This is a genomic window from Verrucomicrobium sp. GAS474 (assembly GCF_900105685.1).
Lineage (GTDB): Bacteria > Verrucomicrobiota > Verrucomicrobiia > Methylacidiphilales > GAS474 > GAS474.
This window is the reverse complement of the sequence record NZ_LT629781.1, coordinates 3,175,547-3,190,790: the sequence shown is the minus strand read 5'-3', so window position 1 is coordinate 3,190,790 and position 15,244 is coordinate 3,175,547. Positions and strand designations below refer to the sequence as shown.

Here is a 15,244-nt window from a genome sequence, read left to right as displayed (position 1 = left end):
AGATCCGATCATGTCTTACGAAACGCCTCAGCAACCCTCCGCCCCGGTCGACAAGACGGGCTGGAGCAAGCCCCTGCCCGAAATCATCCCCCCGCCGACCTTCGCCCCGGTCTTCTTCTCCGCCGGCATCGTCTTCACCGCCTGGGGTCCCCTGACTTCGTGGATCCTTTCCGCCGTCGGCCTCGGCCTCATCATCCTGGCCCTGCGGGTCTGGCTCGGCGAACTCCGCGCCGACTGGAAAAAGACGGCCCAAGCGTCCAAAACGTCCACGTCCTCCTCTTCCCATGAGTAACGATTCCACTTCCGGCGGCTGCTGCGGCGGCCACGACCACTCCCATGACGCCGTCGCCCCCGGCGCGCAGCCTCACACCCACGTCGAAGGCGAAGGCTGCTGCGGAGGTCATGACCACGATCATGGCGGCCACGGCCATGGCGCTTCCAAGCCCCTCTTCGACGGTCCCATCTTCAAGAACGACTTCGAGCGTCGCGAGTTCCTCAAGACGGCGATCCCCGGCGCCATTGCCGGTGCCGTCCTCACGGTCCCGATCGCGGGCTACATGGTCCTTCCGAGCATCGAGGGGAACAAGCACCGATTCGTCTCCGTCGGCCCGATCGACAAGTTCGTCGTCGGCGAGACCGTCCTCGTCGAGCTCGCCAACCCGGACGACTTCTCCTGGGCCGGCGTCACCTCGAAGGTCGCCGCCTGGGTCCGCCGCGAGAGCGAGACCGACTTCATCGCCTTCTCGGTGAACTGCTCCCACCTCGGCTGCCCCGTCCGCTGGCTCCCGAAGGCCAAGCTCTTCATGTGCCCCTGCCACGGCGGGGTCTACAACAAGGACGGCAACGTCGTCGCCGGACCGCCCCCGAAGTCCCTCAACCGCTATGAAGTCCGCACCGAAGGCGGCGAGGTCCAGCTCATGACCCAGCCCATCTTCCTGGCCTGATTTTCCCCACTTAGTTATGCTCAAAAAGACGCAAAAGCTCGTTATCGATTCCCTCGAGTGGATGGAGGATCGGACAGGCATCTGGGCCATGTTCGGCCCCGTACTCACCCACCTCGCGCCCAAGGACGCGAAGTGGTGGTACGTCTACGGCAGCGCCACGCTGATGGCGTTCATGATCCAGGTCGCCACCGGGGTCGCCCTGATGTTCTCCTATATCCCCTCCGGCGGGCAGGCCTACGACAGCCTGAAGTACATCGCCGACGTGGCCCCCTGGGGTCATCTCATCCGCGGCATGCACTACTTCGGCGCCTCGGCGATGATCCTCCTCATCGGCATCCACATGGGGCAGGTCTTCTTCCACGGTTCCTACAAGTTCCCGCGGGAAATGAACTGGGTCACCGGCATCTTCCTCCTCGCCTTCACCCTCGGCCTCGGCTTCACCGGCCAGACTCTGCGGTGGGACAGCAACGCCGTCTGGTCGATCGTCGTCGCCGCCGAGCAGGCCGCCCGCGTGCCCGTCATCGGCCATTGGCTGGCCCACTTCATCCTGGCAGGGGACAACGTGAACGGGGCGACATTGGGGAGGTTCTTCACCATGCACGTCTTCGTGCTCCCCGCCCTCGCCATCGCCGGTATCGGCCTCCACATGGTCCTCGTCATGCGCCACGGCATCGCCGAAATGCCGAACGAGGAGCATCCCGTCATCGTCGAGACCTACCGCGAGGAATACCACGCCCGCCTGGAGAAGACCGGAATCCCGTTCTGGCTCATGGCCTGGCGCGACTCGTTCTTCAGCCTCTTCGTCGTCCTCGCCGTCCTCGCGGCCGCGATCTGGTTCGAGCCGCCCCCGGTCGAGCTTCCCCCCGATCCTAGCATCATCGAGACCTCTCCGACGCCCGACTTCTACCTGAAGTGGTACCTCGCGGTACTCTCCCTGGCCCAGTCGGACATGGAGGATTACATCATCCTCGGCGCTCCCGCCTTCCTCGGCATCCTGCTCTTCGCGGTTCCGTTCCTCAGCAATTCCGGTCACCGCTCGCCGAGCAAGCGGCCCTGGTCGGTCGTGGCGCTCATCACCGCCTACCTCTTCGTCGGCGGCTTCTGGGTGGCCGGCGAGAAGATGGACTGGACCCCCAAGGTCCATCCGAAGCCGATCACCGCCGAGTTCATCGGCGCGACCGAAGGCCCGATCTGGCACGGCGCCCAGCTCTTCCAGGACAAGGGCTGCTATAACTGCCACCAGATGGGCCATGACGGCGGCAAGAAAGGCCCCGACCTCACCTTCGTCGGCGATCGCCTGAAGAAGGACAACCTCGTCATCCGCATCAACATGGGCGGCGTGAACATGCCCGGCTACGCCGGTAACATGGAAGCGAACGACCTCCGCGACCTCGTCGCCTTCCTCGAAGACCGCAAGCGCAAGCACAGCCAGCATCCCGAGGAACTCCATACCGGCCAGAAGGGGATCGACTAGTCCCTTCCTTCTGGAAAGGCAAACGCCCGCTCTCCTGCCAAGGAGGTGGGCGTTTTTCGTCGGCAGTGAAAGTGGCATCGACATCGGTTGAAGAGGGGAGGACGATGAGGGGACCGATGAAAACCTCCTGCCGTCGATCTCTGCTGTTCGGAATCGCTGCGCTCTGGACCTTCCTGCCGGGAACCCAGGCCGACTCGGTGACCCCCGCCGACGCCTTCACGCGGGTGCCGGTGATTTTTAGCGGCGGCCATGACACCGACCCCCGCGATCGGGGGCGTCCCGTGATCCTCATCGCGGGGGCGCTCGGCGTCCCTCCCGAGACCTTCCGCGAGGCCTTCAGCCATGTCCATCCCGCCGGGCCGAACGCGGGAGGGCCGACTCCCGATGAGGCCCGCCAAAACAAGAAGGCCCTCCTCGACGTCCTCGCCCCCCTGGGGATCACCAACGAACGGCTCGATACGGTCTCGAACTACTATCGTTACAACAAGAGCAAGGGAGAGATGTGGCCGACGAAGCCCGCCGAGGCCTACGCCCTCGTCGAAAGCGGAAGCGTCACCCGGTTCGTCATCACCAACGGGGGTTCCGGCTACAGCTCCCCGCCGACGGTCGCCGTCCCCGGAGTGCAGGGCGGGAATGCCTCCGCCCACCTCGTCTATAAAAAGGAGTTCGACGGAAACGGTTCGGTCGATTCGATCCGGTTCGTCCAGTAAGGGCGAGGCCTGAGCGCCGATCAGGCGCTGGCCGCAGGAAGGGTGAAGCGGATCGAGGTGCCCGAGCCGGGGGCGCTTTCGGTCGTGATCGTCCCGCCGTTTTTGCCGACGAACTCATGGCAAATCCGCAGGCCAAGGCCGATTCCCGATTCCCGGTTCGTTCCCGGCGTGGAGCGGTAGTTGCCCGGCGCAAAGAGCTTTTCGAGCTGTTCCGGCTTCATGCCGACCCCGGTGTCGCGGACGCTGATTTCCCATTCTCCCGACGTCGGGGTCCTCTTTTTCCCGTCAATCTCGACGAGGCCTCCCGAAGGGGTGAATTTCACGGCATTCGAGAGGAGGTTGCGGAAGATGGCTACGACCTGGGTCCGGTCGGCCCAGGCCTGCGCGTCCTCGGGAATCCGGTTTTCGAAGCAGACGCCCTTGTCCTTGCCGATGCCGGAAAGAAGCTGGAGCGCCTCGTCGGCCACCGCCCGGAGGGAGATGGTTTCGGGGATCGCCTCGATCCGCTGGAGCTGCTCGGTCGACCAATTCAGGGTGTTCCGCATCGAGTGGATGACGTGGCCGACCTCCTGTTGCAGGGTCTGCCGGTAGGCCTTGAAATCGGCCGGGCTGATGAGGTCCTGGTCGAGGAAATCGAGCGACGATTTCAGCCGCCCGATGGGACCGAGGAAGTCGTGGGAGATCAGGGAGAAGATCTTGTTCTTCGCCTGGTTGGCCTCTTGGAGCGAGGCGTTCTTGCGGTCGATCTCCTCGCGGTAGGTGTTGTAGATCTCGTGGAAGATGTTCAGGAGCCAGCAGTAGGCGAAGAGGAAGACGACCATGTTGACGACGAAGAGGAAGTGGGACTCGTCCCCCAGGTCGCGATAGGAGATTTTGACGGCGATGAAGAGGCCTCCCAGGATCGCAAAGAAGAGGTAACGAAGGGCCGTCGATCCGAAGAGGATCGAGCCGATGGCAATCAGCAACAGGAGCGATTCCTCGCGGCCGTTGTGGAAGAGCCACCCCGTCGCCGCAAAGGAAAGGGCGGCGGTGAGGAGTCCGACGGCGGCGGCCGTCCTAAACCGTTTCTTCAGGATGAAGCCCATGGAGAGGCAGCCCCCGAGCATGAAAAAGAGGTTGAAGGGGAGGGGCTGCCAGAGATGGGCGTAGAGATTGCTGACGGTGCGGATCCCACCGCCGACGATCATCGCGATGAGGACGACGTTCAGGATCTGCATCTTCTTCCGTTCCTCGAACGAGGTATGGGGGGTGACCCCGAAGGAGATCGCCGAGATGCAGAATCGGGCGAAGCGGAAGGACATGGGTGAGGGGGGGCGGCTGGGCGCTCCTCCCGGGAGGAGCGGGTAAATTGGAGGCGGGAGCCGGAATCGAACCGGCGCATGGGGCTTTTGCAGAGCCCGGCCTTACCACTTGGCTATCCCGCCGTGTGCTCTGGGCATCACAGCCGCTCTCGGGGCGATCCCGTCGAGGGTGGAGGCGGACTATGCCTCATTCACGGCTTGCTGGCAAACAAGAAGAAATAATCCCTTCCGTATTGGAGGAAGAGATCGTGGCCGTAGAGGGTCTCGGCTTGCTGCATGAGGGGCTTCACCTCGTCGGGCCGCTTCTTCATCTGGGCGACGGCGGCTTTGGCGAAGTAATAGGCGGGGGTCGCCTCGTCGAAGGCGTTGAAGACGGTGCCGGAGGCGAGCCGTTCCGCCTCGCCCGCGTCGCCGAGGCCGACGGCGCAGTAAAGGAGCTGGAGGGAGAGCTCGGCGGTCTCGCCGCCCCGCTGGAGGGCTTCCTGGTAGCAGGGCTTCGCCGCGTCGAAGCGGCGGAGGCGGTAGTAGAAGTCGCCGAACTGGCGGCGGTAGGCGGAGGAGTTCGGGTCGAGGGCGATCGCCTTCCTGAAGGTCGCCTCGGCCGGTTCGTTCTTGCCCTGGGCCGCGAGGGAACGGGCGTAGAGCATCAGGAACCGGACGTTGTTGGGCTCGCCCTTCAAGGCGGCCTCGCAGAGGGCGGCGGCCTTCTCGGCATCGCCGGTCTTGAACGTGACGAAGGCCTCCTGCCAGGGGTCGAGCTTGACCTCGGCCTCCTTTTCCTTGGCAGGGGCCTTGTCGGTCGCCTTATCGGCGGTGGCCGCCGCCGCCGGGAAGCTCCCCATCCCCCCGATCCCAACGGCCACGCCTAGGGCTCCGATCCGGAGAAGGCGTGGCAGCGGGTGGGGCATGAAGGGGAGGAGGGCGCTTAGTCGTTGGTCAGAGAAGCCCAGCTCCGGCCGTCGCGCCGGAGCATCTCGTCCCCTTCGACGGGGCCCATGGAGCCGGGCGCGTAGAGGGGAATGTAGTCGGTTTCCTGGTTCTTCCACGCGTCCTTGAAGGCGTCGATGATCCGCCACGACTGCTCGACTTCGTCGCTCCGGGTGAAGAGCGTCGATTCGCCGAGGAGGGCGTCGCAGATGAGCCGCTCGTAGGCCTCGGGGAAGTAGTGGGCGGTATCCTGCCGGTAGCTGAAGTCCATGCCGACGGTCTGGAGGGTCGGCTGGCTCGGCGTCTTCGTGTTGAAGTGGAGGTGGATGCCCTCGTTCGGCTGGATGCGGATGCGGAGGCGGTTCCGGTAGATCCGGTTCGCCGCGCCCGCGAAGAGCGCGCCCGGGGGACGGCGGAAGACGATGTTGATCTCGGTGAACTGCTTCGCCAGGGCCTTGCCCGTGCGGAGGTAGAACGGGACGCCCGACCAACGCCAGTTGTCGATCTCGAGCTTGAGGGCGACGTAGGTCTCGGTCAGGGAGTTCGGCTTCACCCGGTCTTCCTGGCGGTAGGCGGGGATCTGCTTCCCGTTGAGGATGCCCGCGCCGTATTGGGCGCGGACCGAGTTGGCGAGGATGTAGTCGGGCTTCGGCGTGGCCACGGCGCGGAGGACCTTTACCTTCTCGTCGCGGATCGACTCGGCGTCGAGGACGGCCGGGGGCTCCATGGCGATGAGGGAGAAGAGCTGCATCATGTGGTTCTGCAGCATGTCCCGGACGGCGCCGGCCTCGTCGTAGTAGCCGCCGCGTCCCTCGACGCTGACGGTCTCGGCGACGGTGATCTGGACGTGGTCGATGTACTTGTGGTCCCAGAGGGGCTCGTAGATCGAGTTGCCGAAGCGGAAGTAGAGGAGGTTCTGGACGGTCTCCTTGCCGAGGTAGTGGTCGATGCGGTAGATCGAGCTCTCAGGGAAGGCGTGCTGGATTTCCTCGTTGAGCTTCTGCGCGCTGGCGAGGTCGATGCCGAAGGGCTTCTCGACGATGAGGCGGCGGAGGTGGTTCGCGCCCTTCTTCTGGGCGAGGCCGGCGGCGGCGAGGTTCATCGCCACGGGGCCGAAGAACTCGGGCGCGGTGGCGAGGTAGTAGAGGGCGTTCTCGCCGAAGATCTTCGCCTCGGGGAGGCTCTTGATCCGCTCGCCGAGCTTCTTGTAATCCTCGACGTTCGGCAGGTCGCCCTGCTGGTAGTAGATGTGCTGCTCGAGTTCCTTCCAGACCTTCTCGTCGACGGGCTTCGTATGGGAGAACTTGTCGAGGGCTTCCTTCAGGTCCTTGCGGAATTCGGCGTCGGTCTTCGGGCGACGGGCGAAGCCGATGATGGCGAAGCCTTCGGGAAGATGGCCGTTCTTCTGGAGGTGGTAGAAAGCCGGGACGATCTTCCGGTGGGTGAGGTCGCCCGTCGCGCCGAAGATGACCGCCACGGAGGGCGGCACCTTCGTGGCGGTCGAGACGAAGTCGGGGCAGTTGGTGCTGGTGGACATGGGGGGCTCCCGTGTGTTGCCTGGCTGGTGGGCTGGGGCGTTGGCTTACGCGTTGTAGGTCGTCGAGGAGACCGAACCGCCCTTGCCGGTCCAGTTCGTGTGGAAGAACTCGCCGCGGGGCTTGTCGAGCCGCTCGTAGGTGTGCGCGCCGAAGTAGTCGCGCTGGGCCTGGAGGAGGTTCGCCGGGAGCTTCGCGGTGCGGATGCCGTCGTAGAAGGAGAGCGAGGTGGAGAACGTCGGGACCGGGATGCCGAGGGTGACGGCCTGGGCGACGACGCGGCGCCACGCGCCCTGCGACTTCTCGATCTCGCCGGCGAAGAAGCCGTCGAGGAGGAGGTTGACGAGGGCGGGGTTCTTGTCGAAGGCTTCCTTGATCTTGCCGAGGAAGCGGCTGCGGATGATGCAGCCGCCGCGCCACATGAGGGCGATGCCGCCGTAGTTCAGCTCCCAGTTGTTTTCCTTCGCCGCGGCGCGGAGGAGGAGGTAGCCCTGGGCGTAGGAGATGATCTTCGAGGCGTAGAGGGCGAGGCGGACGTCGTCGATGAACTTCTTCTTGTCGCCGCTGAACTTGGCGTCGGGCCCCTTGAGGATCTTGGAGGCCTCGACGCGGGCGTCCTTCATGGAGGAGAGGGCGCGGGAGAAGACGGCCTCGGCGATCAGCGTGACGGGGGTGCCGGTGTCGAGGGCGGAGACGACGGTCCACTTGCCGGTGCCCTTCTGGCCCGCGGTGTCGAGGATCTTGTCGACGAGGGGGGCCCCGTCGGTGTCCTTGAACTTGAAGATGTCGCTGGTGATCTCGATGAGGTAGGAGTCGAGCTCGGTCTTGTTCCACTCGGTGAAGATGGAATGGAACTCGTCGGCCTCGATGCCGAGACCGTCGCGGAGGAGCTGGTAGGCCTCGCAGATGAGCTGCATGTCGCCGTACTCGATGCCGTTGTGGACCATCTTCACGTAGTGGCCCGCGCCGTCCTCGCCGACCCAGTCGCAGCAGGGGGCGCCGCCGTCGACCTTCGCGCTGATCGACTGGAAGATTTCCTTCACGGCGGGCCAGGCTTCCTTCGCGCCGCCGGGCATGATGGAGGGGCCGGTGCGCGCGCCTTCCTCGCCGCCGGAGACGCCGCTGCCGACGAAGAGGATGCCCTTCGCGGCGAGGTCCTTCGTGCGGCGGATCGAGTCGGGGTAGTAGGAGTTGCCGCCGTCGATGATGATGTCGCCCTTTTCAAGGAAGGGGAGGATGTGGCCGATGAACTCGTCGACCGCCGCTCCGGCCTTCACCATGAGCATGACGCGGCGGGGGCGCTTCAGGAGCTTGCAGAGTTCCTCGATGGAGTGGGCGCCGATGACTTTCGTCCCCTTCGCCTCGTTGGCGAGGAAGTCGTCGACCTTTTTCACCGTCCGGTTGAAGACGGCGACGGTGTAGCCGTGGTCGTTCATGTTGAGGACGAGGTTCTGGCCCATGACGGCCAGGCCGATGAGGCCGATGTCAGCTTGAGGGGTGCTCATGATATTCTTGGTGGTTGTGATTGGTTTTCGTTCGGAAAGGGGTCTTCCGTTTTGCCTACCGATTCCCTAAAAAGCCAACCTCAATTTTATCCCGGCGGTGAATTTGGCTCATGCCCCGGATCGGCCGGGGAGATGAATGGCAACGCCGCGCAAAGACGCCGCAAATTCAATGCTTGTAGGCCCAGTTACCAACTGCTATCGGCTTGAGCCACTATGCTGAAGATCAGCCAGCTCGACCTCACCAAGACGATTTCGGATAAAAACGACTATCAGGAGACGTTGAAGCAGCTGCAGCTGAAGATCGTCCGCCAGCAGGCGAAGCTCAACCACTCGAAACGCTCCCTCGTCTGCGTCTTCGAGGGGCCCGATGCGGCCGGGAAGGGGGGCGCGATCAAGCGCGTCACGGAGCACCTCGATCCCCGCACCGTCCGCGTCTATTCCATCGTGAAGCCGACGACCGAGGAGTATCGCCGCCATTACATGTGGCGCTTCTGGGCGAAGCTCCCCTCCTACGGGGAATTCACCGTCTTCGACCGCTCCTGGTACGGGCGCGTCCTCGTGGAACGGATCGAGTCCTTCGCCACCGAGCCGGAGTGGAAGCGGGCCTACCGCGAGATCAACGAGTTCGAGAAGACCCTCGTCGACGACGGGGTGATCCTCCTGAAGTTCTACCTGATGATCAGCAAGGACGAGCAGCTCCGCCGCTTCAAGAAGCGGGAGAACGACCCGACCAAGTACTGGAAGATCAACGACGAGGATTGGCGGAACCGGCGCAAGTGGGACCAATACATCACCAGCGCCGACGACATGTTCGAGAAGACCCATCACAAGCACGCCCCGTGGCACCTGATCGAGGCCGACCACAAGTGGTATGCCCGCGTGAAGGTGCTGAAGGCCGTCACCTCCGCCCTCGAAAAAGAGCTCGAGGTCTGAGAATGAGCGACGGGGCCTCTCCTTCTCCTCAGCCGCCTTCCCCCCGTTACACGGGGACGATCCGGGTCTATTACTTCGATACCGACGCGGGCGGCGTCGTCCACAACGTCGCCTATCTCCGGATGATCGAGGTCGTCCGCACCGACCTGGCCGCCAACCTCGGCTGGACCATGAAGGAGATGGCCGATACCGGGATCGTCCCCGTCGTCGCCCGGACCGAGATCGATTACCTGAAGCCCGCCCGCCTCGGCGACGATCTCCGGATCGAGGGCCGCCTCGTCTCGTTTGAGAAAATCCGGTTCCACCTCGAGTTCGAGATTTTCCGCGCCTCCGACGGCGTCCTCCTCACCCGCTGCCGCCAGACCATGGTGACGGTCAACATCGCCTCGGGCCGTCCCCAGCCGGTGTTGAAGCGGTGGGTCGAGACGTTTCCCGACCTCATTTCCCGATAGCGATTCGTAAACCTTTCTTCGATGGGTGCGGTGTGTGCGCCTACGCGTCTAGGGGAAGGACCTCAGGTGGCATTACTTATTGATAAACGGGATGTGTTTTCCTTATATTCCAAAGGAAGCGATTGATCAAAATCAAGCAGGCATTTTGCAAGGAAGCACGGAGTTAACTCTCAAGAGAACAAATAAGGATTATGAAAAACTGGACGATTCGTAAGCGGGTGATTTTCGGCTTTGCGTTGGTGATCGGCCTTTCGATCGTGATCGGACTTTTTGCGATCAACCGGATTTCCGGGCTGAAGAGCGACATTGATGATATCGCCACGAACTGGACGCCCTCGGTCAACGCCCTGACCAAGATCGAAAGCCAGGTGGGTACCTTGCGGCGGGAGAATCTGCTGATGCTTCTGACGGCGGCGACGGTTTCGATCGACGCGGGTCAGGAGGTGTCAAAGAAGGTTGTCCAGGAGGAAGCCGACTTGGCGAAAATGATCGCCGATTACAAGACCTTGGTCGAAGGGGATACCGGGGAAATGAAGCTCTATGAGGAGATGGCTGCGACCAGCAAGCCCTACTTCGACGCCATCAACGAAGTGAGCGCCCTCCTGAGGTCGGGGCAGCTCAGCGCCGCCGAGGAACTGCGCGCCAAGAAAGCCTCTCCGGCGGGGAACGCTCTGGTGAAGGCGATCGATGCTGAGGTGGAATTCAACCAGTCTCACCTGACCAATCAGGCCAACCTGAGCAATAAGGTCGCCTCGATGGCCGTCATGGGCATCGGTATCGGCCTGGGAGTCTCGGTCGGCCTCGCCCTCCTGATCGGCATTGCCATCGTGAGCGGCGTCAATCTCTCTCTGAACCGGATCGGGGAGATCCTGAAAGGAAGCTCCAGCCAGGTGGCGAGCTCCTCCGGGCAGGTTTCCAGCAGCAGCCAGAGCCTCGCCGAGGGGGCCAGCCAGCAGGCGGCGAGCATCGAGGAGACGAGCGCCAGCATCGAGGAAATCTCCAGCATGACGCGGAAGAACGCCGAGAGCGCCGATCATGCCCGGACGATCTCGGCCGAGACCCGGAACGCCGCGGAGCAGGGCGTCGCCCGCACCCACGAAATGAAGACCGCGACCCAGGCGATCCTCACGGCGAGCCGCGAGATGGGTTCCGCGATCCAGGATATCAAGAAATCGAGCGACGATGTCTCGAAGATCATCAAGACGATCGACGAGATCGCGTTTCAGACGAATATCCTTGCCCTGAATGCCGCCGTCGAGGCGGCCCGGGCGGGCGAAGCCGGCGCCGGATTCGCCGTGGTGGCGGAGGAGGTTCGTTCCCTCGCCCAGCGGAGCGCCAATGCGGCGAAGGAAACGGCGCGGATGATCGAGGCCTCCGCGGCCCAGAGCCTGCGCGGCGTCGAGGTGAATACTCAGGTGTCGATGCGCATCGATGAAATTTCGCGGAAATCGGAGGGAGTTGCCCAGAGCCTCGAGGAGATCGTCGGCCGGGTGCGCGAGGTCGATGAGTTGGTTTCCAGCATCGCGATGGCCTCGAAGGAGCAATCGACGGGGCTGACCCAGATCACGATCGCCATCGAGCAGATGGACAAGGTCACCCAGTCGACGGCCGCCGCCGCCGAAGAGACCTCGGCTGCCGCCCAGGAAATGAACAACCAGGCCGGGGAAATGGAAGGGGCAGTCGGGTCCCTCATGGGCCTGATCAATGGCGGTGCCGGGACGGGGGCGGTGCCTGTTCGCCAGGCCATCCCACTCCCCTCCCGTCCGGCGGCATCGCTGCCGAAAAATAGCCACGGGGTCCGGCAATCCCCCCGCTTGACGGCAGTCAAAGCGTCGATTCCCTTTCAGGGGGAGTGAGGCGGGGTAAACGGCTGACTTTTAGCAAGGGGGAGATTGCCGGGCAGGGCGATCTCCCCCATTCTTTTTCAAGGGGGGGAGTGAAATGAACGGGCTTTCCCGAAGAAGTCCAAAAAGGACCTAAGAGAATGCCTCATTGTGTCGAAAGAAAGGTACCATGGAAAATTGGACGATTCGGAAGCGGGTTCTGTTTGGCTTCTCACTCTTGCTCGCGCTCGCCCTGCTGATCGGCGTCTTCGGGATCAACCGCATCTCGGGGGTTCATGATGATGTGGAACGAATTGCCGAGGATTGGACTCCCTCGGTCGAGGCCCTGGTCGACATCCAGACGGCTGTCAACGACCTGCGCCGGGGCAATGTTCGCCTCCTTCTGAGCGCGGTAACGGGAGCTTCGGAAGAGATCAAGACGGGCCTCGCCCAGACCGCTTCGGGCCAGGCCGATCTGAACAGGATGATCGCGGATTACAAGAAACAGGTCGATGAGGACATCGGGGAGGGGAAGCTTTACGACGATGTCCTGGCGACGAAGGCGGTCTATTTCAAGGCGATCGACGGAGTCTCGGCTTTCGTCGACAAGGGCCAGCCGAAGGAGGCGATGGACGAGTGGAAGCAAAACATGATTCCTGCGGGGACCAATTTCGTCAAAGCCCTCAGGGCCGAGATCGATTTTAACCGGGTCCACCTGCGAGAAACTTCGGCGACGAGCAACAAGAAGGCGCGCGACGGCATGCTGGCGATCTGGGTGGCGCTGGCCCTCGTCGTCGTCGTGGCGATTGCCATGGGCTCCTTCATCGTCCGGGGCATCAATGAATCGCTGAACCGGATCAGCGTGACGCTGCGGGGGAGTTCCGATCAGGTGGCGAGCGCCTCCGGCCAGGTCGCCGGGAGCAGCCAAAGCCTCGCCGAGGGAGCGAGCGAGCAGGCGGCGAGCATCGAGGAGACGAGCGCTAGCATCGAGGAGATCTCCAGCATGACGCGGAAGAACGCCGAGAGCGCCGAGCACGCGCGGACGATCTCGACCCGGACGCGGAGCGCCGCGGAGGAGGGGGTCGCCCGGACGGACGAGATGAGGGACGCGACCACGGCGATCCAGCAGGCGAGCGTCGCGATGGGATCGGCGATCAACGACATCAAGAAATCGAGCGACGATGTCTCGAAGATCCTGAAGACGATCGACGAGATCGCGTTCCAGACGAACATCCTCGCCCTGAACGCTGCCGTCGAGGCGGCTCGGGCGGGCGAGGCCGGGGCCGGGTTCGCCGTGGTGGCCGAGGAAGTCCGCTCCCTCGCCCAGCGCAGCGCCGACGCGGCGAAGGAGACCGCCCGGATGATCGACGCCTCGGTGGCGCAGAGCGTCCGTGGCGTCGACGTGAACCGGCAGGTGGCGGCCCGCATCGAGGAAATCGCGCGGAAGTCCGAAGGGGTCAGCGAGAGCCTCGGGGCGATCGTCTCCGGTGTCCGGGAGGTCGATGACCTCGTCTCGGGCATCGCCACGGCCTCGAAAGAGCAGAGCCTCGGCCTCAGCCAGATCACGACGGCGATCGAGCAGATGGACAAGGTGACCCAGGCCAACGCCTCGGGCGCCGAGCAGACCTCCGCCGCCGCGCAGGAGCTCCAGCAGCAGGCGGTCGAGCTCCAGGGGGCGGTCGGCGCTTTGTTGGCGCTAGTGAACGGAGAGGGTGCGGAAGTCTCCCATCATGCCTCGGCCCCCGTCCAGAAGCGGCACGTGGTGGCGACCCAGGCCCGGGTTTCCTCCGGCATCCCGATGCCGGGAGCGCGGACGGAGAGCAAGGCGTTGCGGTCTTCCTCCGGGTTTACCGGGGAGTAGGGATGCGCCGGGGGCCCGTGAAGCCGGGCCTATCCCTTGAACCGATGGGCGATGGGGATGCGCCGTCCCGTGCCGAACGCACGGGGCGAGACCTTGAGGACCGGCGCGGCCTGCTGCCGCTTGTATTCGCTGACCCGGATCTTGCGCAGGATGTCGTCGACGAGTTCGGGCGCATGGCCCATGTCGATCAGCTCCAGGCGGCTCTTGTGGTCGACGAGGCTGGCCTGGAGGATCGCGTCGAGGACGGCGTAATCGGGAAGGCTGTCCTGGTCGGTCTGGTTCGGGCGGAGTTCGGCGCTGGGGGGCTTCGTGATCGAGGCGGCGGGGATGAATTCCTTCTCCCGGTTGATCCAGCGGGCGAGGGCATAAACCTCGGTCTTCCACAGGTCGCCGATCGGGGCGAGGGCGCCGCACATGTCGCCGTAAAGGGTGCAATAGCCGACGGAGATCTCCGATTTGTTTCCCGTCGTCAGGATCAGGTGGCCGAATTTGTTCGAGAGCGCCATCAGGAGGACACCGCGCAGGCGGGCCTGGATGTTCTCCTCGGTGGCGTCGGCCTCTTTCCCCTGGAAGAGGGGGCCGAGGGTCTTCTCCAACGTCTCGACCGAGTCGGCGATCGGGACGACGTGGAGGGGGATGCCGAGGTTCTCCGCCAGCTTCCGGGCGTCGTCGAGGCTGCCGGGGCTCGAATGGCGGGAGGGGAGGGAATAGCCGTGGACGTTCTCCTTGCCGAGGGCCTCGACCGCGAGGGCGGCGACGACGGCCGAGTCGATCCCGCCGGAGAGACCGAGGGCGACCGACTTGAAGCCGCATTTCTCGACGTAATCCCGGAGGCCGAGGGCGATGGCGCGGTAGAGCTTCTCCTCCGGGGAGAGGGTAACCGTCTCGACCGGCGCGGGGGAGCTGAGATCGACAGTCGAGGTGGCCTCCGCGAAGGAGGGGGCGGCGTGGAGGAGATGGCCGGTGGCGTCGAAGACGGTGCTCTGGCCGTCGAAGACGAGCTCGTCGTTCCCGCCGACGAGGTTCACCTGGACGATGGGGACCCCTTCGTCCTGGGCGATGCGGGAGAGCATGGCGTTCCGCGTCGTCTGCTTCCCGGCGTACCACGGGGAAGCCGAGAGATTGAGGATGAGCTGGGCTCCCGCGACGGCGAGGTTGCGGACGGGATCGTAATGGTAGCGGCGATCGGCCTCGGGCCAGAAATCGTTGTCGTTCCAGATGTCCTCGCAGATGGTGACGCCGATGAGGCGGTCCTGCCAGCGGACGAGGGCGGCCGACTTGGCCGGCTCGAAGTAGCGGTCCTCGTCGAAGACATCGTAGGTCGGGAGGAGGGTCTTGTGGATCGTCTGGACGATCTGGCCCCGGTGGATCCAGGCGACCGAGTTCCAGAGGGGCCGCCCGGGGCGGACCGGGTTCCGCTCGGCGAAGCCGACGCAGAGGGAGGCCTCTCCGTGGGCGGTTTCCTTGACAACCTGCCTCAGGGCGAGCTGGGTCGCCTCGATGAAGTCGGGACGGAGGAAGAGGTCGCGCGAGGCGTAGCCGCAGAGATAGAGCTCCGGCGTGACGACGATGTCGGCCCCTTCCTTGACGAGTTTTTCGTAGCCTTCGAGAAGCTTGCTAACATTTCCGGAAAAATCTCCGATAGTGGAGTTGAGCTGAAGGAGGCCGATTTTCATGCGGATGCTTTCGTGTTTTACCGCCGTTGGCGGGCGGGAGCGAGAGGAAATCTTTTTGGTGGCATGGAATTTAGGGGTTATCGTCGTAATTGAAGTTTATAAC

13 protein-coding genes and 1 tRNA gene are annotated in these 15,244 nt (G+C 64.0%); 8 read left to right on the top strand and 6 right to left on the bottom strand.

The window, feature by feature from the left end; all coding sequences use genetic code 11:
- The first annotated feature begins 10 nt into the window (after window positions 1–10).
- The 4 genes from BLU04_RS13410 (at window position 11) to BLU04_RS13395 (ending at window position 3,128) form a co-directional block, all read left to right on the top strand.
- Window positions 11–292, top strand: a complete 282-nt coding sequence (locus BLU04_RS13410; protein WP_093287046.1) for a hypothetical protein — start codon at window positions 11–13, stop codon at window positions 290–292.
- Entirely contained in the window at window positions 285–944 is a 660-nt protein-coding gene (locus BLU04_RS17030) for a Rieske 2Fe-2S domain-containing protein (protein WP_231964869.1), read from the top strand. The genes BLU04_RS13410 and BLU04_RS17030 overlap by 8 nt, the downstream gene beginning before the upstream one ends.
- Before the next feature lie 16 nt (window positions 945–960).
- On the top strand, window positions 961–2,418 hold the full coding sequence (locus BLU04_RS13400; RefSeq protein WP_093287044.1) for a cytochrome b N-terminal domain-containing protein: 1,458 nt from the start codon (window positions 961–963) through the stop codon (window positions 2,416–2,418).
- Window positions 2,419–2,534: 116 nt separating this feature from the next.
- Complete coding sequence (locus BLU04_RS13395) at window positions 2,535–3,128, top strand: hypothetical protein (RefSeq protein ID WP_093287041.1); 594 nt, start codon at window positions 2,535–2,537, stop codon at window positions 3,126–3,128.
- Window positions 3,129–3,148: 20 nt separating this feature from the next.
- Here the strand turns inward: BLU04_RS13395 and BLU04_RS13390 are convergent, their stop codons facing one another.
- The 5 genes from BLU04_RS13390 to gnd form a co-directional block, all read right to left on the bottom strand.
- Entirely contained in the window at window positions 3,149–4,429 is a 1,281-nt protein-coding gene (locus BLU04_RS13390; RefSeq protein WP_093287038.1) for a HAMP domain-containing sensor histidine kinase, read from the bottom strand.
- A 48-nt stretch (window positions 4,430–4,477) separates the two neighbouring features.
- Window positions 4,478–4,552, bottom strand: a tRNA-Cys gene (locus tag BLU04_RS13385).
- Window positions 4,553–4,620: 68 nt separating this feature from the next.
- Complete coding sequence (locus BLU04_RS13380; RefSeq protein WP_162274688.1) at window positions 4,621–5,292, bottom strand: tetratricopeptide repeat protein; 672 nt, start codon at window positions 5,290–5,292, stop codon at window positions 4,621–4,623.
- A gap of 62 nt (window positions 5,293–5,354) precedes the next feature.
- Window positions 5,355–6,893 (bottom strand): glucose-6-phosphate dehydrogenase, encoded by a 1,539-nt coding sequence (zwf, locus tag BLU04_RS13375; RefSeq protein ID WP_093287032.1) that lies wholly within the window; start codon window positions 6,891–6,893, stop codon window positions 5,355–5,357.
- Between the two features lie 45 nt (window positions 6,894–6,938).
- Window positions 6,939–8,396, bottom strand: a complete 1,458-nt coding sequence (gene gnd / locus BLU04_RS13370; protein ID WP_093287030.1) for a decarboxylating NADP(+)-dependent phosphogluconate dehydrogenase — start codon at window positions 8,394–8,396, stop codon at window positions 6,939–6,941.
- A 213-nt stretch (window positions 8,397–8,609) separates the two neighbouring features.
- Between gnd and BLU04_RS13365 the strand changes: the two genes are divergently transcribed.
- The 4 genes from BLU04_RS13365 (at window position 8,610) to BLU04_RS13350 (ending at window position 13,465) form a co-directional block, all read left to right on the top strand.
- Window positions 8,610–9,329, top strand: a complete 720-nt coding sequence (locus tag BLU04_RS13365) for a UDP-galactose-lipid carrier transferase (RefSeq protein WP_093287027.1) — start codon at window positions 8,610–8,612, stop codon at window positions 9,327–9,329.
- Between the two features lie 2 nt (window positions 9,330–9,331).
- Window positions 9,332–9,781, top strand: a complete 450-nt coding sequence (locus tag BLU04_RS13360) for a thioesterase family protein (protein WP_093287025.1) — start codon at window positions 9,332–9,334, stop codon at window positions 9,779–9,781.
- 191 nt (window positions 9,782–9,972) lie between these two features.
- A complete protein-coding gene (locus BLU04_RS13355) occupies window positions 9,973–11,637 on the top strand; it encodes a methyl-accepting chemotaxis protein (RefSeq protein WP_093287023.1) in 1,665 nt (554 codons plus the stop codon).
- Window positions 11,638–11,794: 157 nt separating this feature from the next.
- Window positions 11,795–13,465, top strand: coding sequence for a methyl-accepting chemotaxis protein (locus tag BLU04_RS13350; RefSeq protein WP_197672965.1), 1,671 nt, complete (start codon window positions 11,795–11,797; stop codon window positions 13,463–13,465).
- Between the two features lie 29 nt (window positions 13,466–13,494).
- Here BLU04_RS13350 and BLU04_RS13345 read toward each other — a convergent pair whose 3' ends face one another.
- Window positions 13,495–15,141, bottom strand: a complete 1,647-nt coding sequence (locus BLU04_RS13345) for an NAD+ synthase (RefSeq protein ID WP_093287020.1) — start codon at window positions 15,139–15,141, stop codon at window positions 13,495–13,497.
- Window positions 15,142–15,244: the final 103 nt, after the last annotated feature.